Source organism: Lacipirellula sp. (assembly GCF_965279485.1).
GTDB lineage: Bacteria > Planctomycetota > Planctomycetia > Pirellulales > Lacipirellulaceae > Lacipirellula.
In genome coordinates, this window is the sequence record NZ_CBDIIC010000001.1 from 184,922 (window position 1) to 204,863 (window position 19,942).

Below are 19,942 nucleotides of genomic sequence, written 5' to 3' on the forward strand. Positions count from 1 at the left end.
GGATTGAGATGATTGCGAACCTCACAGTTCAGGACTTGGAGCGGCTTATACAGTCGTCAGTGTCGAAGGCTTTAGCAGCGGCCCGCGATAGCGATACGGTGATTCCAAACAATCGCCTTGCCTATTCGGAGCCACAAGCGGCTTCAGCGCTTGGTGTAAAGTCGCATGTGTTGCGCGACGCTCGCTTGCGCGGGGAAATCAAGGCAACGAAGGTTGGTGGTCGTCACGCCTATATGCGCGATGACTTGGTCAATTACTTGGAAGGCAACAAATCATGAACGCTTGGCTATTTCAGGACTCTAGGCAGAAGAAAAGGCTTGGGGCTAAATGCCCGTGGTCGGTCGGTTGGTTCGACGCAAACGGTAAGAAGAAATCCAAGCGGGTCGGTGTGAAATCGTACGCGGAGAAATTCCGAAAGAAAGTAGAGGCAGAGCTATCTCTCGGTCTTTGCACTTTTGGGAATAAGCGAACGACATGGGGTGACTTCCGTCGCGAATTTGAAGCCACCGTAGCGGCGACGAGATCAGCAGGCACGCTCAAGGAATATCGTCGAGCCCTTGAAGCTTTTCAGCGGCTAATTTCGCCCGGCTACATGGACACGATCGGAACGTCTGACATTGACCGCTTCATCGCCAAGCGGAAGAGCGACCGCCAAGCCGGTGAAAGTGATGAACTGTCTCCAGCGAGCGTCAATGCTAATCTGAGGTCGCTCAAAGTCGCGTTTAGGAAGGCCAAAAAGTGGGGAATGGTCAATGACGTTCCCGATTTTGAATTTCTTCGGGAACCTGAGCGCGATCCGTACTTCATCGACGACGCCACCTTTACCGCACTGTACGATGCTTGCGACTCCATGGTACGGCCTTCCGAGAGGCACTATCCGGCTGGCGATTGGTGGAGAGCAATTCTTGCGTTCGCGTATCTGACGGGATGGCGAATCGGAGAGATTCTCGATCTAAGACGGGCGGACCTAGACCTGGAGTCTGGTATCGCCACAGTAGATGCTGAAAGCACCAAGGGACGGCGCACGGCTCGGGTAGAGTTGCATCCGACCGTTGTCGAGCATCTACGGGCGATTGTAGAATTCTCACCATTCGTATTTGACTGGCCCCACCATGAGCGAACGCTGTGGATTGACTTCGCCGCTCTCAAGGCGGCGGCGGGAGTTGAGTTCCCCGGCGCCTTTCACCGTCTGCGGTTCGGTTTCGCAAACGCGAATGTCGACAACTTGGATGCCGACTTGTTACAAAAGCTCATGCGCCATCAGGCCGCGTCGACGACCCGCCGATATATCAATGCGGCGGAACGGATGAAGCGAGCCGGGACTGCGGCGAAGCTTCATGTTCCGGCTGTGCTGCGAACCGGGATAGCGTGACTTTTGGAGTGTTTATGGAGTGTCGCCCATTTTCAGACGGTGGAAATGGCCGACGCAACCTGTTAGTATCAAACGATTAAGCGCCCGTAGCTCAGCTGGATAGAGCAGCAGATTTCTAATCTGCGGGTCGCAGGTTCGAGTCCTGCCGGGCGTGCTGTCTCGCTCCTGATCTCTCGGGGAACTCGCGATTTTTTTGAGGATTCTTCGCCTCCGGACTTCTCACTGCCAGCCGATGCGGCTCCTGACTGCACCGGATTATGCAGCGCTTTGGGGGGGGCGCCTTCTCGAAGTCGGCCGTTAGCCAGTAGTGCTTCTAAGCGACTCAACTCGAACAGTGGTCGCCACTGAGCGTCTATTCGCGTCTAGTGTTCAATGGCCACACCGTCCTGTCGGAGAGTAGAGGCTTGCGTTAGGGGACGTTTCCCCCCGGCTTGCAAAACGAATGCGGCGAAGGAAATTGACGGAATGAAGCAATTAAAGCCGATGGCTACTGCGTTCGGAATGCTGCATTTGTTGTTGGTATTTGGCAACAGCTGGCTTCAGCAGCAGCCTATAATCCCCTATGCCATTCGCTACGCTCTCTGGCTAGCGGGGTGGGCGCTGCTTGCACCGATCGGCTTTGCTCCCGTTCTAAGCAGCGCAATTGCTGAGTCGCCTGCCGCCCCATTCTTCGCGATAGCGCTTAACAGCATGCTGTGGGGTGTGATCATCGCTTTCGCGGTACAGCGTCGGCTGGTAAGAACTCAGCAACTATAATCTCCCTCTGCGTAGCTCCATGTCCCCGTCACTCCTCTGCGCAAGAAAGAGGCCTACCAAAACCAGATTGCAGAGTGTTTGGTATCTGTCTCATGAGCAGGCTGCTCCTCAGAGTGAAGGCAGAAGTCGCCAACGCGCTGGGATACGCTCACAATCGCCGACCGGAAGTCGATGAGCTTATCTCGCCCAACGATCAGCACGGGGGAAGTGCGATCATCTGAGCATTTCCCAATACGTTGCAGGCGTCTTCTAGCTCGAATACTTCAGCGACACAATGTTCGCTGCATGCCATGAGCCGTCAAATCCTGGCAGGCTGGCAATCGAGTCGGTAGGTTGTTTCAACTGGATGGCCTGCGTGGAGCTCCACTCGCCGCTCGCCATCAAATCGATCAACTCAATCAGGCTTTGACAGCCAACTGCGTCCGCAGTGAAATTCCAGCCAGGATAATTTCGCCGCTGAGCAGGGAAGCGCCACAGGTATACTACGCCCTTCTGCTTCCATCAATCGACGAGATAATTTGCCATTAGCCGCCACTCCACCGCCCCGCTTACCAGCCGTCAACCTTGCTACCTTCCGTCTCAATTTAGTTAGCGCGTCGCCCTCGCGATTGCCGCAAGTTGCGTGATCGGTGACGCGGCTCACGCGAACTCGATACGCGCAGAGTCGTCAATTTGTAGATTGGCGTCCTCTGCGTCGCACCAAATACGTAACTGGTCAAGCGTCGATTGCCAGCAAGGTAGAGCCCATTCCGGGGCAACTCGACGCCATTTGCTTTCAGTTGGCCAGTAGACAGTCGCGGGGGCGTTCGAGAATTCCGCAACAAACGCGCCTTGCCAAGATTCGCCGCGGATCGTGTGATTGCCGTGGAGGATGAAACGAACGGGGAGCGGCGCTGCATCGCTAGGCGATGAATCAAACGGCGTCTCCTCCGACCGCGAGTTGCTGTTCTGGCGATCATGAATCCGGCGAATATATTTCCTCGATTCGCCTAGCCGCCAAGTCCCCCAGTCGCCGCGCCGAGATACGTAAAGCGACCACGCAGCCGACCCGTAGAAGGAGATCGTTGAAAGCATCAAGTAAGCGACGATGCCGGTGCGATTGTCTCTAAACGTCCACTTCAAAAAGAGGCCGATCAGTATGACATAGGCGGTCAAGGCGAAGGCCGTCTTTAAGCCCATGCGCCACTTCCTAACACGCCACCGCGATCCTAAAGCGAGGAGTGAAAACTGCGAGGTGATCAGACTCATTGTCTGCCAAGACCGTTCGCTCTCGGTAAACACGCCTCTCCTGTTGATGAGGATAACGATCAGCGGCATGAACACGAAAGCCAAGTACAGCCCATTCCCAATTCGTAGCCCGGCGAAGCGAATTGTGCCGCGGCCGCCGGATGATTGCTTCCTTCGAGTCATTTCGCTACTCTACCGCCCCCGCTCTCTGGTCGCAAACTTCCGAAGTCCAGCGACAGTGCGTGCGAGGAGCGAATTGACGGCTGCGGGCTACTGCGGACCTGTTCAGCTCGTGTGGATCGCTAAAGCGTCAATTCGACCGCGAACGGAAATAGTTAGCTTGAGTGCGATTTGATTTTTGGCATGCTCCAGCGGCGACAATCGCTAAGCCTATTAATGCCAGCGAGTGCGGTTCGGGGACCGTCGTGAAAGCGGTGCTCACTAATGTCTGCTCGCCAAAATGCCGTTGCCAGATAAGAAAGTCGGCGCCGTCAACGTCGCGATCGCGATCGGCGTCTCCTTGCGAAAGCAACGCGCTCCCGGTGAGGCCGAAACCGCCTTTCCAGCGAGCGAGGTCGTCGGCGTCGACAACGCCGTCAGCGTTAAAGTCTCCTGGCAGGGGCTCGGTCAGCGCCGCCTGCAGAAATGCCCGCGCGACGGCTGCATTGTCATTGAGGTCCCACGATGTTAGCGCCGTCGTCTGCGTTCCCCCACGCCCCCACAGGGCGTCGTAATGTCCGTTGGGATCACGGCGGTTGTCGTGCAGCCAGCGAAGTGCGTTGACTGTTCGAGTTCGCCACAGCGGATTGCCGTCGACGCGCGTCAGTTCGCACAGGGCGTCGGCGAGTTCAAAAGCCCAAAACCCTTCGTCGTTGAGGGCGCCGGTTGTGGAGTTGAAGTATCTCGTGAGCGAGCGTCCGGCAATTCGTTGGGCTTCCTGCAAATTGGCAGCGTTGCCCGTGGCCGCGAAGAACTCTAACTGCACGGCAATGGCGTCGCCGGCGGCGTTCACGAGCGCGTAGTCGCCGGCAGTTCCCGCCTTCGGGCCGGAGAGATAGTATCGCTCCAGAAACATACCGTCCGACTCCTGCACGTGCGTGCGGGTCCATTCGTATAACCGCGTCGCGTCTTGGAGATAGGAAGGCTGCTCCGTCGCACGATACAGCATCAGCGCGGCCCGCGCTCCTTGTAGCGTGGAAATCGTCTCCTTAACTGTTTTATCCGGCTGGCTGAAATAGATCCCGCCGCCGCCGGCAGGGCCTTCACCCGAGAGCACAAAACTATATGTCTCCTTCGCGCGAGCAAGATAGATTGGATCAGCCGTCAGTCGAAAAGCCTCCATGAGTGCCACGACCATGTGCGCGTTGTCATCGTAGAACAACGTTGCTCCGCTACTGACGCCCGATCGATAACCGCCGCCGGCTGTTTTCCAATACCTCGTCCGGGCTTCGTCGGAGAACTGACGCAATGGCGCGGCATAAGCCGCCGGGTCGTATTTCGTCAGCGCCGTTTGCACTCGGAACTGCGTGCTCAGCGGCCAGACGTAGGCGAAACCGCTATCGCCGCCGGAGCGTTGTCCGTTTAGTGCGGCGGTTTCGGCGAAGAGAGCACTCCCTGGAACCTTCAAGCTTGCCGAGGTTCTCGCGTAAGCATCCATCCCCCAGTCAAGCAAATTTTGGGGCGTTGTTTGCGCTTGAACTCCGCATGCGGAAATAGCGAGGAGCGCGACAACGCCTACGAAATGCAGAGGCGCCTTCAATGCCTGAATGCTGACTCGACGGCGAAGCGAGGCTTTTATCCTGGAATCAGTTTTGAGAAGGTCGATGGACTTTTTCAAACGTGCAAGTGCAGTGAGAGTCAAGCCAGCGAGAAGGCGGCGGATCCACATTCACGGCTCCTAAGAATATATTTCACGTCCTCGCCCCAAACGCCTCAGTAATTTTGCGGGCCATCGACCGTAATGCCCAAAAGGTTTCTTGGTCAATACCGGAGCCGGCGTCAGTACCGCAGGGAATGTAGCATGATTTCCTCTTCAGTTGCGGAATCATCAGCGACATCTGCGAATTCGATCGCAAATGACGACGGCCAGGATCGCATCGTGTGGTCGCAGAGCGATGCCGATAGTGGCTGTGGAGGCAAGCGGTGATCGAAATCGCTTTTCCGACTTCGTAGCGAGTTAATTTGCCGGTCTTGCCGATGGCGCGAACTGTCGGCGCGTGGCGTCCCCTCAATTGTGAGTCCGGCGAGCACCGTGGGGTTTGAGTCGGGCTGCATCGACTCGGCTTCGGAGATGAGCGCGACCGCAGGCGCCTCTCGGCTCTGGTCGTTCGCTGCAACCGCCGAGGGGCCGCTGCTAAGCGTCAGCGGCGACGACGCGGCAAAAGCGTTTTTCCAGACGCTCAAGTCGGCGGCGTCTACAATGCCATTCGCGTTGCCATCAGGACGAAGTTGCGTGACCGATCCGTAGTTTCGTTGCCAAGCAAGGAAGTCTCCGCCGTCGATGCCGCCGTCATAGTTGTAGTCGCCAGTCGGTTGGCCGACGTATCGAATACGAAAGATGCGAGCGCCGCGCGCGGTGTAGTCGTTGCCGGCGGCGTCATCATCGTACAGTTCTGTGAAATAGAGACCGTCGGGCCCTGCTGCAAGCCCGACGATCGAGCCGAAGCCAGTGCCGCGATACTCGACGAGCGTCATCGGTTCGCCGATGCGATTTCCCTGGGCGTCGAGGTTGAAGTAGACGATTCGCTTGCCCTCTTGCTGAGGCCCTTGAGCGCGGGTCGGTCCTGACTCGCTCACGAACGCGCGATCCAGCATCGAGTCTGGAAATTTGCTGCCGCCGAAAGTTTCGTTCTGTACGAACGCGATATTTACTGGCGCGTGCGAGGGCGACCAGTTGTAGATGGCGTGTAGTTCCATCGAAGCGTTGGAGCCGTCGTAGCCATAGCTCACGCCGGCTTCAACCTTGGCGAATCGGTCGACGCTGGGACCGTTTTCCACTTCGTAGTGCTTGCCGTCCGAAGCTCGCCAAGCTCCGCCGAAGGGATTGCGCAAGCCGTAGGCGAATACATAGTCACGCGCCGTGATGCCGTTACTGGCGTCGTAGAATGGATTGTCAGAAGCCGCGGTTCCGTCCAAATTCATCCGCAGGATCTTTCCACGATACGAATTGAGATCGAGCGCCTTGCTGGCGTCGAAGCCATCGCCGTTGTGGACGTACAGTTTGCCGTCCGGCCCAATAGTGATGTTGGAAATCTGATGCGATTGGCCCTGTGTTTCGGGCTGCATGTTCAGCAGCACGGTTCGCGATGCCATTGAGAGTCCGCCCGCCGCGCTGTCGATCCGTTCGACCTTCGGATAGTGCGTCAGGTTTCCGGCGGGCGCGCCGTTATCCCACAGCATGCCGACGTAGAGGTGATAGATTTCGGGATTGGTGGAGTCGCGTTGCACGGCAATGCCAGTGAGCCCTTGCTCGCCCGTTCCCGAAATTGGCCCGGTCGGGTTGTAATCGAGAAGCCCGCTCGCGAATTCGTGCTTCGTGCCGTCGCGGGTGACGACTTGAATCGATCCGTAGAGTTCGGTGACAAAGTACAGCGGATCGTCGGCGTCCGGACCGGGGTTCGGTACGAACGCAATGTTGACCGGCAGTCGATAGTCGCTTCCAACCTCCTCGACGACGTACCCTTCCAGTTGCGGAACAAATGGGTTCGTGAGGCTTGCTTCGCTCGTTCGGGCCAACAGCGAAAAATCAGGCATCGTTTGCAGCGAAGTGCCGTAGTAGGTCGAACCATCCTCGCCGACCCACAAGTCGAGCCGCTGATTTGCCGCAACGTTGATGATTGGCAAGTAGATCGTATGCGCTACGCCGGCCCCGTCGGTAAATGCGAGATTGCTTTGCGAGAGGTGAACTCCCTTCGAGCCGCCTTGGATGACAACCCGCACGGCGACGTCGTTTCCAATCGCTGCGTAGTTGGTGAGCGTATTGCCCGCAGCATCGGCTCCGGCAATTGTTAGCAACGGGCTTCCATTCGAACCTGCTTGTAAGCTGAGGGATGGAGGCGTCCCCGCGGCCGGGGTTCCGAAGAATTGAACCTCCGCAATCTGCATCGAGTTGGCAGTTCCCGAGTTGCGAACGCCGGTGAAGATCAATTTGTACGACGAGTAGGCGGTCGAGTTCGAGAAAGTCACCGCGGTCGCCAAGGTGTTGCGAGCCGTCGGCAATGAAAGCGAGCCACTTCCAATCGGCGTCCAGGTTTCGGCTAACCCCGTACTATTGGCGACGCTGGCGATCGGCTGGTTGGTCCCAAAAAGTTGCCAGCCAGACGGGTCGCGATCAGTTGAGTCGTTCGCGGTCGTGATTTGAAAGCTGGTGACGACGGAAGCGGGGTTCGACGGCGTGACGATGAAGCCCGAGTTTGTTCTGCCGAAATTGAGATACTTGTTGAGCGTCCCGTCGATTGCGTTGGGTGCGGTTTCATTGCCTGGAGTACTACTGTTGCCGTCGGAGTCGACGGGGATGATCGGATCGCCGGGGCTCAAGATACCCGTGGGGCCGGCCAGTTCCACGGGGCCGGAGAATAGCGTCGTCCAGGTCGGCGTGGGAGCGGTGGCTACGTCTTTGATCACCAACGGAACCGTCGCGGTCAGAGCGCCCGTCATAAACGATCTGACGGCGTACGAACTGACCGCTCCGGTGTCGTCGCGGAATCGAACGCGCAGCTCGTGCGCAGTATTCGCGGCAAGGTTGTGAAATCCTGCGCGACTGTTGATGAAGATGCCGTCGCCGAAGTGCGTGTGAAATCGCTCCAAGCCGCTGATGCCGAGCGTTTGCCAAACGGGTTCCGCATTCGGCCCGGTCGTCCATATCTCCCAATCGGTCGACTTGTGGGCGTTGCCGTTGGAATCGAAGTAACCGGTCGACTCCATGTGAACGTCGGAAGGGTTGACCACTTGGCCGACGATAGCCGGCTCGGTGATCGTTGGCGTGTTCGGCGCAGGATTGGCGACGCTCGGCAAGCCGACGATGTGAATGTAGTTGATCCGCGTCGCCCCTTCTGCCGAAGCGCCGGCATCGAGCGTCAGCCGGCCGTCGCTGACGGCGACCTGCATCGTCTTCACCATCGCGCCATTGAGATCAGGCGCGGCATTCCAAAAATTGACCCCTTCCGCATTGATTGTGTGAACGGCCGTATTGTCGGCAGGGTCGCCGACGGCGATCGTAACCTCGTAAATCCCGTTGGCTAGCGCGAACTCCCACGACGCTCCTGCATGGAATGCGATGAGCGTATCAAGCCGCTGGTCGGCGGCGGCGTCGTTCCGTTGAAATGCCGCGTTGCTATGATCGATCGACCAGCCGTACGAGAGACCTCCTCCGCGCGCGCCAAATACCGCGCCGCTGTCGCGCAGGTAGCGAGTCACTGGCGTCGCTTCATTGAACTCGAAGTTCACCAGATAAGTGTCGCCCGCCATCAATTGGCGAGGTTCTAACGCTTCAATCCTAAGTTGGCGAAGTTCGCTCGCAGAGCGAATTGTTTGACGAAAACTGCGGCGGAACCGGCTCATGGCGCAACTCCTCAGCGTAGATCGTAGCGGCCGCAGAGAAGCGATGAGCGGCCATTGGTTAGTTCAATTTAGTGCTCCGAGATCGAGAATGCGAGCCTTCTAGAAAATCGACAGCAACGCCGAGTCGGCGCGCACGCTTTCCCATCGTGGGCGAGCCCCGCGCTACCGCGCCGCCGCTAGGTCCTGAGAAACGTCTGCTTGCAGATCTGATGCGACAAGCTCGCCAAATGCACAGTCGGTCGCGTCGACGTCGTCGCTCGACCCAAGAGCGGGAATGCTGCGGGCGCCCCGGAAATCCCGTCGATCCCAGGCGCTGGCAGTCGTCGGTCGCAGCGAACCATCCGCGAGCGCGTAAGCGATGCGCTCGCGCGGGAACGCCCTATTAGGTCGCGATTCCTTTTCGCTATTGCGGAGCTGCTCGGCCCGTTGGGCGATGCCAGCAAAATGGTCGCCCGAGTTCGCGTTCGAATCCAGCGGCGCCGACACGGCCATCACAAGCTCGCTTGCCGCCGAAACCGCGCTCGTTTCGCTGCTTGCGGCCATGGCGGCCACAACGGGCGCTGCGCCGAAGTTGGCTTTCCACAAAGTGAGATCCGCGCCGTCGACGTCGCGATCCCCATCGGCGTCGCCATCGGCTGCCGACGCTGTGAGGGCGACTTTACCGAAGCCTCGCTGCCAGGCCAAAAAGTCGCGACCGTCTGCTGCGCCGTCTGCGTTAAAATCACCCGCCACCGTAGGCGCAACGCCGCTCGTCCCGGGCGACCCGCCGCGGTAGTAGCTCGCCCGCCAGTTTAACCCGCTCGAGGGATCGCCGAACGGGTTGATAATCTCCAACGACTTTCCTCCGCCGTCGGCTGCCGACGGCCAGTCCCCCGCGTCGTCGAAGGTGAAATCTTGAATGACGCCGCCGGGCCCTGCCAGCACGATCCGCTCGCCGCTGTTAGAGAGGTTACCCTCCGCATATCCTGTCGGCGCGACGTTGATCGATGAGCCGTACGCAGCAAGCAGAATCGACGGGTTTCGCGCCACGACTAGTCGCTGGCCAGCTTCAATCAGCATGCCGTTAGGGAACGCGTATGGTTCCGTCACGAATTGCGAAATCGATACGCCGTCTAGGCTCACGGGGGCGTTGCTCGGATTGAATAGCTCAATGAACTCGAGCGTCTGGGCATCGGCGACTCCCGGTTGCGCTGCCGGGTTGTAATGGAATTCCGAAATCCGCAGATTCGAGCCGCTAGCTGGCGCCGCCACCGTGAAGGTCGCTTCGTTGATCGCCGACCACGTGCCGGCGCTAATGGTGCGCGCTCGCACAGTTACCCCGGCGTTGATATCGATTGGGGAGCCGGTGTAAAACATCGCCGTCGGGCTGAAACCGCCGCCAATCTCGCGGGGATCCGAGCCGTCGAGCGTATACCAGGTGGCTCCCGCGGGAGCCGACATCGTTAGATCGAAGCCTGGCGTAACGAGCCCGCCAAACTTGTTAAATGTCGGAGCCGTGACGCTGGAGTAAAGACCCGCATTACGCAACTGCGTTAAGAAGACGTTGTTGCGGCTGTTGAGATAATTGAGCACATTCGTCGCCGCGGATTGCCACTGGGCCTTCGTGTAGGGCGTGCCGCTGTGCATATCGCCCCATCGAGCCGATTCCGCGACAATCGCCTGGCTCAATTCGTCGATAATCCCCTGATATCGAGCCGTATTTGCTTGCGTTGAAAGGGTGCCATTGTTGAAGAATGCGCGATGGACTCGGTCGCTGAAGAGCACCCGAAATTCCAGGCTCGATTTGAGCGCCGCGTACGGCGCAGCAACGAGGTCGGAGACTCCCAGTCGGTTTGTGTTAATGTCCGAACCTAGGCCCATCGTCGTTTCAGCGTCCCACATGTGGAACACAAACCCTTGGCTCTCCGGGCCTTGCATCCGTGACGCCCACCAATTGCGATGCGGCCAGTCGTTGTTCCCCATGAAGAAGTTGACCATCAGGTAGTCTACGTAATTCGTCGCATCGAGATACGTGTCGAAACCAGCGTTGTCGGTGCCGTCTGCGTTCAGGCCGAGCACCTTCATGTAGGCCGCTGTACGAGCCGTTTCACTACCAGCGGACGCTACCGCTTGCGATAGCGAGAGCAGCGTATTCCAAGCCGTCATGTCGCCGTCGACGATGGCTCCTGAATTGATCGAGTCCCAGTCTTCCTTATAGCCGCCATAGTAGCTGGCCGAGAACGATGCATCGGGCCGCTCGACTGGATTGTAGATGCCCCAGTACACCCCATTGATATAGAGATGCACGCGGTTGCCATGCGGGGTTACTTGGCCGAGCGCCTCCTGAGAGCGCCGTCCGAACTCGTCACGCGCGTACTGTGCCTGCGAACCAGCGGCGTCCCAGGCGTAGCCGTCGTTCGAGTCCATCCGCAGCGTCAGCGTGTCGAACGACGTCGCGTTGTCCTCGCCGAACAAGGGGAAGTCGAGTTTGGTATTCCCCTCGTAGACGCCCTTGAACAGCAGGCGCATCGCGTGTTTCGCACTGAGCGACGGCGATCGGAACGCCCCGCCCTGAATGCGGATGCCAGCGTCGATCTGGAAGCCTGGCGTCCCGTCGGCGTAAATGAGTTCGGCAGAGACCGGTCGTTCCCAAGCCGAGCCCCCCGCCGTCGGATTCGAATAGATGCCCGACGGCCCGAACATGTCGTCGATGTCCATCACCAGCGATAGCGTGGGAATCGCTTTCAAATCATTCTTGATCGTTGCGGCATAGACGCCGCCATATAAGTCGCCCCCCGTGGGAACGCCGGCCGAGTTGAAGTTGCCGATGACGTCGCGGTCCATGCCGTAGTCGGCCGCAGCGCTTCCCCAGGTTCCCGGGAATCCGTTGTTCAGCGTCGATTGCGTGTTCTGACGAATGATGTCGTTGACGAACAGATAGGTGCTCGTCGCCGGAGTGGAATTGAGATACCCCGCCCGAAACGCTTGGGCGCGAACCGTCATCGTGCCGGTGATGGAAATCGGTCCGGTGTATAAGATTCCAGTGGTCGGCGTTGGCGCGTCGCCGTTCGTCGTGTAGTAGAGTTGCGAGCCGGGAGTCGGGTTGGCGATGGAGAGTTGGAAGGCCGCGTCGTAAAAACCTCGCTGCGCGCTAAACTGCGGCGTCTCGACGATCCCTTCGTAGCCGTCCACGTTCGGCGTGCCAGGAGTCGGCTTGGTCATGTAGCGCAGCAGCTTCGTGTCGTCGATCAATTGCGTCGCGATCAATTGCGGCCGCGACAGCAGATCGGGGCTCGCATCCGTTCGGTTCAGCACTTGAATCGAAAGCACATTCTCGCCCGCCACCAGATCGGACAGGTATGGCGTAAGATTGAACGCGCTCGGAACCAGCGATTCGCCGTCGGTGCGCTCTGTCGTCGCATTCGACTGATAGTTCACCGAGGCAGGCGCACCGGCCGACGCGACCCGATGCCCATTCAAGTAGGCGACGAAGCCGTCGTCGTACTGCATCTCAAGTCTGAGCGTGGCAAGCGCCGCCGGGTCCGCCACGTTAAACTTAATTCGCTGATACACGCTCGTCTTCGCCGGCGTGTAAGCGGCGGCGACATTCAGATTGATGAGCGGGGTAAAATCAGTGCCAGCGCTCGACAGCAGTTCGAATTCCGCCACCTGCAAGGCGTTTGTGCTCACCTGGCCTGTGGCGCCGAAGCGAGTTTGAATATCGAATTTGTAGTACTCGTAAGCCGTCGTGTTCGTGAACTGGTAGAGCCGCGTTTCATAGCGGCTGCCAAAGCTCTGTGCCGTGCGGGCGTCGACGACGGTGTAGTTGACGCCGTCGTTGGAACCGCTGAGCGTCCAAGAATAGGGATCTCGCTCCTGGGCATCGTTGGCGGAGGTGATCGTGTACGAGTCAACGACGCGCTGCGTCCCGTTCGAAAATCGAAAACCGTAGTACGTTCCCGCGGGAGTGAAGGCCAGCCACTTCGAGTCCGGCGAATTGTCCAATCCTTTCGGGGGCTCTTCGTTCGCCGGCGACCCGGGAAAACCGCCGGCGAAAATCGTCCCGTCGAGGATGCCGTTTTCGTCGGGATCAGTGTAGTCGTTTCCTACTAGTCCCTCCGGAAGCACCGTACCGTTGGGGATGTTAGGCGGCGGCGTATCTCCTAGGTCAAACCCGACGCCAGGCCCGCCGACGCTCGTGGCCCACGACGCGTCGTTAAAGCCCGGCAAGGTCCACGCGGGCGGAACGTTCGGGTTCGCTGAATCGAGCGAACCGTTCGTTGGCACGAGCGCCTTCGCCGTCTTCGACGAATTGATCAGCGGAATCGTCGTCGCATTGTCGACAAGTCCGAACGAAACGTCGCGACGCGACGCGGGGAATTGAGGCGAAAACTCGCTCACTATCGTCGAGGCGGCGTTCGTTAGCGCCAGATACTCGCCGTCGGAGCTGAGCGCGAAATTTGTATGGAGATATCCCGCCGGATCGATGTAGTTGTTGGTCAGCTGGCCCGACGCAAATACGACCAGATATTCGCCCGGATCGAGCACCGACTGGGCGTTCGCCGGGAACGTCCATTTGGCCAGCTCGTCCTCGTCGTCCGTGAGGTGCCAGCCTGCTAAGTTGATTGGCGCCGCTGTTGGATTGTAGATCTCAATCCAATCGGAGTACTGGCCGTCTCCGTCGGCGATCGTTGTCCCGTTCGAAGCCATCACTTCCGTGATGAGGACGTTGACCGCGAACATGTCGCGAGTCTCGAGCTTCTCAACAGATAATGCCCGGCGTACCGATTCGCGCAGGGGAGAACGAAGGAGCGCAAACGCGCGGAGGCGTAAGTTCATAGCTGGTCCCGTGCGGCGCATGGGCTCGTCGTGGTGGGCCGCCGACAGGAATAGCAAGACCAGGCTCAAGCATTCCGAATCGCCGTAGCAAGCGCTTGTTAAGGATAAGAGAAGCGGCCGACGACGAAGAATCGAGCCAACCAAGCGCAAACTTATAGCCAAAATCGGCGCCGCGACCGCTTCTCTCAGTGGTCAAACATCAATGGAGTTAAAATGAGCAGGTTTCTGCGGTGAGGAATGCCGTTTGCCGTTTGAGATCCGAAGTCGCGAGGGCGAGGAAGAATCGCTGAGAAACTCTATAGATCATCAAAGGCTAAGTTGCGCAACAAGATTTCGTGTTTCTACCTTGCAGTCTCGCCTAAGTCTAAAGGCCACTCATATTGACGACCGTGCCGTCATACCGATGTGCAAGATTGTTTAGTAGTTCCAGGTCGATATCGTACCCGATCGGATGAACGGCTCCGTCGGCAAACCCCGAGATCATCACCGATGCGTGGGCGGAGCCAAAACGATACGCAGATTCATCGCTGGTTTCTTCGTCTGGGCCGAACTCGCAAGCGCTCGATCGCAGCATGTCGAAGTCGAAGCCGCTTGTCCAACCGCTGTCGTCGTCGTATGAGTTCCCCCCGATGTACTCCGATGGTCGCAGTCTCTTCTCGCCTAGCACCAGCGTGTTGCTAGAGCCGTCCTCAATCTGCGCATAAGAAATTTTGGTGTAGAACCCAGTGATTGTCTTCGTCGCTCCTTGCACGAGGAGATTGCTCCGTACTATGACGCCGTGAAAACCTTTATACGCTCCAGTGTCCGGAAGGTACTGCATTACATCAGCGGCGTGGCGGGCCTTACCACCGGAATAGCCCCAGAACTCCAACGTGCCGCAAGCACGCGTGTCGTTCCCTTGCGGGGCGAACATCGGATTGGCTACACCCTCGCCAATTCCCAGCTGAGCTCTCGACCGAAACGGCATCGCTGCCGCATAGTCCATCAAGTAAGGGTAAGAAGTAAGGCCGTTGGGGTTATTCGAGATTGCCGCACGCGTTGGTCCGCGACGCGACGGACAATTCATGACTGGCATCGAGATGCTGTCCAAAGTAACCTGGTCGGCGGAGTTGGACGCATTTTGACCTTCGATATACGGCAAAATCTGGAAAGGCCAGCCCATGCCCTGATCCTTTGGACCGTAGGCTTTCCCCCCCGGAGCATAGTCGGTAATCAACGGCCAGGGAATGATTCCCGCGCTCGGGAACGCTTTCTTCGCCGACTCATGGTTGATCATCCCCAGCATCATTTGCTTGACATTATTCGTGCACTGCGAGCGTCTGGCTGCTTCTCTCGCGGCCTGGACGGCCGGCAGTAGGAGCCCTACCAGCACGCCGATGATGGCAATCACGACAAGCAACTCAACTAGCGTAAATGCCGAGTGAATACGGCACCGCGAGAACCTCGATTTTTCCATCGCCAACCTCGAACTAATTGGTCATCCGCAAATCAACGTCAACGCCCGCGCCGCTCCTCTGCTGTTCTCTGGCTACTCCACCATAAAGGCTTGCACCGTCGCCGAGGACGATGCAAGCCCTTGTACGGGCTCTGGCAGATGTATGCTCTCGTGCGATTACTTGAGCCGCCGACGGCCGGCGGCAGCCAAGCCGCCTGCCGCTGCGATAGTTAACAGGATGGAGGTCGGTTCCGGCACCGAGGCAACCACAGCGCCAACAGTTGGCGGCGGGCCGCCGAACTGCGCCTTCCACAGGGGAATCAGACTCGTATTGGTGCGTTGGATGATCAGGAAGTCTTTGCCATCAACGATGCCGCTGCCATCGACGTCTGCCGAGGGGGGGGCTGAAGCATCGAAGAACTCGATTCCAGCAATCTGCATCAAATTGTCGGTGTTGGGAGTGCCGTCGCCGTTGATTGCCTTAATCGTCGGGAAAACGACTTTGTAGGACTTGTACGAGGTGGAGTTGGAGACGGCAACCAAGCTACCCGCAGTCTTTCGATCTGCCGGTAGGGTGAGTGCCCCGGAAGAAACCAGCGTCCAATTTTCGCCGGTCCCTTGGCTGTCTGCGGTGCTAACGATCGTGTCGTTCGTTCCGTAGATCTCGTAGGATGCGGGGTCGCGTTCGACGGCGTCGTTGCCTGTCGTGATGCGGAATTGAGAAAGTGCCTTCGCCCCTGCCGCGGGACTGACGATAAACCCTGAATTCACGCCACCGAAGTTGAGGTACTTTGTATCGAGACCGGTTTTCGTGTCGGCATCAATGGCCTTCACCACATCGCCCGGATTCAAGAAGTCCGTGTTCGTCGCGTCGAAGAACTGCGCCTCAGCGATTTGCATGAGGTTGCTGCCATTGACCGTGGGAAACAGCATTTTGTAGCTGGTGTACGCGGTGTTGTTCGTCACATTGATCGTCGCTCCCAGCGTATTGCGATCCGCTGGCAGAGCGATCGCACCGGAACTGATCGGCGTCCAGTTTTCGGCAATGCCGAGACTGTTGTCCAGCGAACTAATTGGATCGTTCGTGCCAAACAGTGAGTAAGAGGTGGGGTCGCGATCGGCGGCGTCATTGGCCGTCGTTAGAGCGAAACTCTTAATCGTCTTCGACCCTGCTGCCGGCGTCACGATAAAACCGCTATTGGCCCCAGCGAAGTTGAGATACTTGGCATTTGTGCCATCCACGACAAACGACGGATTTTCGCCCCCCGGATAACCACTGTCTGAAGGCAAGTCATTACGCGGACCGGTGCCGTCCAGTATCTCTTTGGCGCGTTCGTAGCTGTACGACCGCGAGTCAGGGACCGGCAACTGAATCGCATAGGATGTGTCGAGCTCGTTGAAGATATTGGCGCTCGTGCCTGCTGCGTCCGAAAACAGGCGAACTTCGCCAATCTGCATTGAGTTGGCATTATCGGTGTTTTTGACGGTCGGAAACACGACCCGGTAGGACTTATAGGCAGTGGTGTTGGTCGTGGTAAACGCCTGCACCGGAGCGGTCGTATTCCGTGCCGCGGGCAGCAATGCGTTCTGCTGATCGATGAGCGTCCAGTTTTCGTTCGTGCCCGCACTGTTGTCAGTGCTCGTGATCGTGTCGTTCGTCCCGTAAAGCTGCCAGTTGAGAGGGTCGCGTTCTTCCGCATCATTTGCGGTCGTCAGTTGGATGCTTTGCGCAGTCGTCGCTCCCCCGAACGGCGTGATGATGATGCCCGTCTTATTGATGCCGAAGTTCAAATACTTCGTCGTGTTCACATTGTCATGCGCGAAGCTCGGCAACTCGCCAAGGGGATAAGAGCTGTGGGACGCCGCAGCATCGCGATCAATGCCAATAATAAAGTCGCTGGCGGACAGAAACTGCGCGCCGGAGGCGACGCCATTATTTCCAGCAACCGCAACGCCCAGAGCCGTAACTGCAAGAAGAGATTTTCGCTTCATCAGGTGACCTCATTAGTTATCAGTTGTCAGTTTGGACAGCGGTTTCCGAGCAGCAGGCGACCCGTTCGCAACCGCAAACCTTCGACTCTAGGCAATATCGCTCCGAACAACCCACGAACAGCGGGCTGCTTTGTGAAGAACAGCAATGCAAGAATCAGGGCGTGTGGTTCTTAGATGAGTAGTAACGCTATCGTGCACGCCGCCGAGCAATCAGACATGAAAAGATGGGTTTGAAGTTGTATCTACGAGCTATTGCACGCTCGCTCATGCTTTCTGAACATAATTTTTTCGAAAAATTAACGGATTAGGCGTAACTTCTTCCGTACTAGGTAGTTGTCGCTCGTGCTCATGCAAACGAGCAACTCCCATTGTCCGCTAGTGATCAATGTGGAACTTGCCGACGTTCGTCAGGTTTTGCAAGGCGCGCAGGTTCGTCGCTGCCGCGAAGTTGCTGAAACGCCAGACTTCCGCCTCGCGATTGACGGCAAAACGGAGGCGATCAAACTCAATGTCGACGTCCTCGATTCTTGCGTGAGGCGCATTCGGGTCGATAGACGCCAAATCCCGGTCAATCCAGACAGAGACGCGATCAGCTCCCTCGCGGAACTCGATACGAGCCAGCCAACGATGCTTCCGGGCGTCGGAAAGCTTTGCTTGGACGCCGGCCATTTCCGTATTCGAATCCAACAGCGTGTCGATACGAGCGCCATCGGGAGGCAACGCGCCGCCCCAGGCAGATTGAACGCTGAATTGCTCCAAAGCACCGAATCCTCGGCCGATGAAAATCGGTTCGTCAAAGTCGCTTCGCTCGCCGAACATCAAGGAAACGCCGGCTGATCCGGTCGATTCCGGGTCTGCCGCTAGTCGCTGAGTGGTCCAAGTCAGCCACAGGTCGTTTTCACTCTGCCCAACTAATCCGTTCGGTTTCACCAGGCCAGCTCGGCCAAATGGTCCTGCAGCGGAAGTATCGAGGGGCAGGAAGGCTGGGCCGCCGCTGACTTCGATGCAGCCGCCTCCCGTGTCGCCAGTGAACAAGAGGTTGGCCGCCGAAGTCACCCCATGGGGGGCGATTCCTATCGAAAACTCTCGCCCGTACGACGCTGGGTCGAAAGGCTGGTAAGCTACCAGCCCGTTGATTCGGAGGCGTTCATAGTGCTCCGCCAGGCGCAGGTCGTATTCCGAGCCAGTTAAGGCCCGCTGGCGAACTGTGATTTCGTCAGGACGCACGAAATACCGCTCATTTGTCAGCGATTGCACCTTCGCCGCAGCGTTCGACTGTTTGGCGTCGGAGAGGCTAACTTCGTAACCCGCAGCGACTTGCAGCGTGCCAACGTCTCGCGCAGCCGCGATCGCAGCTTCTGGCTTAAGTATCGCCGGTTCGACGAGTGCAATGCAGCCGTCGAACACCATCACGCGATCCTGCTCTGCAGGATTGCTTTCGACGCCAAACTCTGTTCCCAGGTCGACAACTTTCGAAGTCGGCGTGTCGACGATAAATGAGCTAGCAGATCCGTCGATGCGAACCGCAACTTTCCCTTGTGCGAGCGAGATCGCAGCCTCGCCGTCGAGCGTCACATCGCTCGGAGCTTCGATGACCAATACGGCGCCGCTCGCCATGTTGAGTTGCAGCACGCCGCCCAACAGACGAAGGCGTTCTCCTTCGATGAGTTCGCTGCGCGGCCTGAGCGGCTCGCGATTGGCCATAATAGCGTCGAAGCTCGCCCCCAGCCTTCCCACGACTTTTGGCAAGACGGGCTGGGCAGGCGTTGGCATTACCGCGGTCGACGGTTGTTCGGCAACCACTATGGCTTGCGGGACAGTCGTCTCGCTCGCTCTGAAGGTCGACCATACGCCCAGCGCGGCGACGAGTAGGATCGCCGCCACCGGCACGGATAGATATTGCCACGGGCGTAGCGCTGCCGGCTCTGGCAACTCTTCCTTCACCAGCGGAGTTACTCGAGGAGAACTGGCTTCAATGTCCTCGATCGCTTCAGCGAGCATCGCAGGCATGATCATCGCCGCACGACGATTCGCAGCAAGATCGTCCAGCAATCGCCGCATCATCAGTCGATCGGCGATCGTGCTGTGGAGGATAGCAAATTCGACGAGTCGCGATGCATTGCTTTCGCTCTCGGCGATCCAGACCCGCAGCGCAGAAGCTTCCGCCTCGTTGAGTTCGCGCCCATCGAGAAACGAGCTATATATGGCCAGCAAGCGACTATCGTCGATGTTCAGCAAGCGGAGTCCCCCCTGCCGAGGCGCTGCCGGATGCAATCGCCGAGTATTTGGCGGACCCTGTAGAGCTGCGTGTGTACGGATTGGACGGTGATTCCAGTCCGCTCAGATATTTGCTCGGTTTTCAGGCCTTGAATGTACCGATGCTCAATCAGACGTCGTCCGCGAACGGTCAGTTTTGCGAGGCACGATTCGAGTGCTTCGTGCATTGGATCGGGATTGAGCTCGATCTTCGAAAAAGCGGACTCGACGCTTAGTAGCGTCTCCTCGTCGAACAAGATTTGACGAGAGGTACTTCGATCACGCCAGTGGCGGAGGACGCGGTTGCGAGCGATACCCAGCACCCACGCGTTGAACGAACGCTCACGATCAAAGTTAGCAAACTCAGTGGCCGCCGCCACGGCGGTTTCTTGTATGACATCTTCCGCGTCGTGGTGGCGCGGAATGCACATCAACACGAATACGCGAACGCGCGGAAACGCGGTGGCCCAAAGCAAGGCGAAATCATTAGTTTGGTTGGCCGGAGCAGACGGCATTGAGAAGCCTCC

At 58.2% G+C, this 19,942-nt stretch carries 12 protein-coding genes and 1 tRNA gene; 5 read left to right on the plus strand and 8 right to left on the minus strand.

The genetic code is table 11. The features are described from left to right. Positions 1 to 8 precede the first annotated feature (8 nt). The 5 genes from ACQY7R_RS00820 to ACQY7R_RS00840 all read left to right on the plus strand — a co-directional run bounded on the left by ACQY7R_RS00820 (position 9) and on the right by ACQY7R_RS00840 (position 2,349). Positions 9 to 278, plus strand: coding sequence for a helix-turn-helix domain-containing protein (locus ACQY7R_RS00820; RefSeq protein WP_428303702.1), 270 nt, complete (start codon positions 9 to 11; stop codon positions 276 to 278). Continuing rightward, a complete protein-coding gene (locus ACQY7R_RS00825) occupies positions 275 to 1,372 on the plus strand; it encodes a tyrosine-type recombinase/integrase (protein ID WP_428303703.1) in 1,098 nt (365 codons plus the stop codon). The genes ACQY7R_RS00820 and ACQY7R_RS00825 overlap by 4 nt, the downstream gene beginning before the upstream one ends. Before the next feature lie 80 nt (positions 1,373 to 1,452). Beyond that, a tRNA-Arg gene (locus ACQY7R_RS00830) sits at positions 1,453 to 1,526 on the plus strand. A gap of 311 nt (positions 1,527 to 1,837) precedes the next feature. Beyond that, a complete protein-coding gene (locus ACQY7R_RS00835) occupies positions 1,838 to 2,128 on the plus strand; it encodes a hypothetical protein (protein ID WP_428303704.1) in 291 nt (96 codons plus the stop codon). 92 nt (positions 2,129 to 2,220) lie between these two features. After that, complete coding sequence (locus tag ACQY7R_RS00840; protein ID WP_428303705.1) at positions 2,221 to 2,349, plus strand: hypothetical protein; 129 nt, start codon at positions 2,221 to 2,223, stop codon at positions 2,347 to 2,349. Positions 2,350 to 2,767: 418 nt separating this feature from the next. Here the strand turns inward: ACQY7R_RS00840 and ACQY7R_RS00845 are convergent, their stop codons facing one another. The 8 genes from ACQY7R_RS00845 to ACQY7R_RS00880 all read right to left on the minus strand — a co-directional run bounded on the left by ACQY7R_RS00845 (position 2,768) and on the right by ACQY7R_RS00880 (position 19,930). Next, on the minus strand, positions 2,768 to 3,445 hold the full coding sequence (locus ACQY7R_RS00845) for a hypothetical protein (protein WP_428303706.1): 678 nt from the start codon (positions 3,443 to 3,445) through the stop codon (positions 2,768 to 2,770). A 220-nt stretch (positions 3,446 to 3,665) separates the two neighbouring features. Then, positions 3,666 to 5,012 carry a glycoside hydrolase family 76 protein gene (locus tag ACQY7R_RS00850; RefSeq protein WP_428303707.1) on the minus strand — a complete coding sequence of 449 codons (1,347 nt, stop codon included), beginning with the start codon at positions 5,010 to 5,012 and terminating at the stop codon, positions 3,666 to 3,668. Between the two features lie 341 nt (positions 5,013 to 5,353). Continuing rightward, positions 5,354 to 8,914, minus strand: coding sequence for a PQQ-dependent sugar dehydrogenase (locus ACQY7R_RS00855; protein WP_428303708.1), 3,561 nt, complete (start codon positions 8,912 to 8,914; stop codon positions 5,354 to 5,356). Positions 8,915 to 9,076: 162 nt separating this feature from the next. Next, a complete protein-coding gene (locus ACQY7R_RS00860; protein ID WP_428303709.1) occupies positions 9,077 to 13,636 on the minus strand; it encodes a lamin tail domain-containing protein in 4,560 nt (1,519 codons plus the stop codon). Positions 13,637 to 14,096: 460 nt separating this feature from the next. Next, a complete protein-coding gene (locus ACQY7R_RS00865) occupies positions 14,097 to 15,122 on the minus strand; it encodes a DUF1559 domain-containing protein (RefSeq protein WP_428303710.1) in 1,026 nt (341 codons plus the stop codon). A 222-nt stretch (positions 15,123 to 15,344) separates the two neighbouring features. Then, entirely contained in the window at positions 15,345 to 17,159 is a 1,815-nt protein-coding gene (locus ACQY7R_RS00870) for a PEP-CTERM sorting domain-containing protein (RefSeq protein WP_428303711.1), read from the minus strand. A gap of 375 nt (positions 17,160 to 17,534) precedes the next feature. Continuing rightward, on the minus strand, positions 17,535 to 19,397 hold the full coding sequence (locus ACQY7R_RS00875; protein ID WP_428303712.1) for a FecR domain-containing protein: 1,863 nt from the start codon (positions 19,395 to 19,397) through the stop codon (positions 17,535 to 17,537). Continuing rightward, positions 19,391 to 19,930, minus strand: coding sequence for a sigma-70 family RNA polymerase sigma factor (locus ACQY7R_RS00880; protein ID WP_428303713.1), 540 nt, complete (start codon positions 19,928 to 19,930; stop codon positions 19,391 to 19,393). Before ACQY7R_RS00880 ends, ACQY7R_RS00875 begins: the two co-directional genes overlap by 7 nt. Positions 19,931 to 19,942 lie beyond the last annotated feature (12 nt).

Bases quoted from the DNA above. Each gene is read 5' to 3' on its own strand.
- ACQY7R_RS00850 (WP_428303707.1), bottom strand. From the start codon at position 5,012: ATGGATGCTTACGCGAGAACCTCGGCAAGCTTGAAGGTTCCAGGGAGT.
- ACQY7R_RS00845 (WP_428303706.1), bottom strand. From the start codon at position 3,445: ATGCCGCTGATCGTTATCCTCATCAACAGGAGAGGCGTGTTTACCGAG.
- ACQY7R_RS00870 (WP_428303711.1), bottom strand. From the start codon at position 17,159: ATGAAGCGAAAATCTCTTCTTGCAGTTACGGCTCTGGGCGTTGCGGTT.
- ACQY7R_RS00820 (WP_428303702.1), top strand. From the start codon at position 9: ATGATTGCGAACCTCACAGTTCAGGACTTGGAGCGGCTTATACAGTCG.
- ACQY7R_RS00880 (WP_428303713.1), bottom strand. From the start codon at position 19,930: ATGCCGTCTGCTCCGGCCAACCAAACTAATGATTTCGCCTTGCTTTGG.
- ACQY7R_RS00835 (WP_428303704.1), top strand. From the start codon at position 1,838: ATGAAGCAATTAAAGCCGATGGCTACTGCGTTCGGAATGCTGCATTTG.
- ACQY7R_RS00860 (WP_428303709.1), bottom strand. From the start codon at position 13,636: ATGTTCGCGGTCAACGTCCTCATCACGGAAGTGATGGCTTCGAACGGG.
- ACQY7R_RS00855 (WP_428303708.1), bottom strand. From the start codon at position 8,914: ATGAGCCGGTTCCGCCGCAGTTTTCGTCAAACAATTCGCTCTGCGAGC.
- ACQY7R_RS00825 (WP_428303703.1), top strand. From the start codon at position 275: ATGAACGCTTGGCTATTTCAGGACTCTAGGCAGAAGAAAAGGCTTGGG.
- ACQY7R_RS00840 (WP_428303705.1), top strand. From the start codon at position 2,221: ATGAGCAGGCTGCTCCTCAGAGTGAAGGCAGAAGTCGCCAACGCGCTG.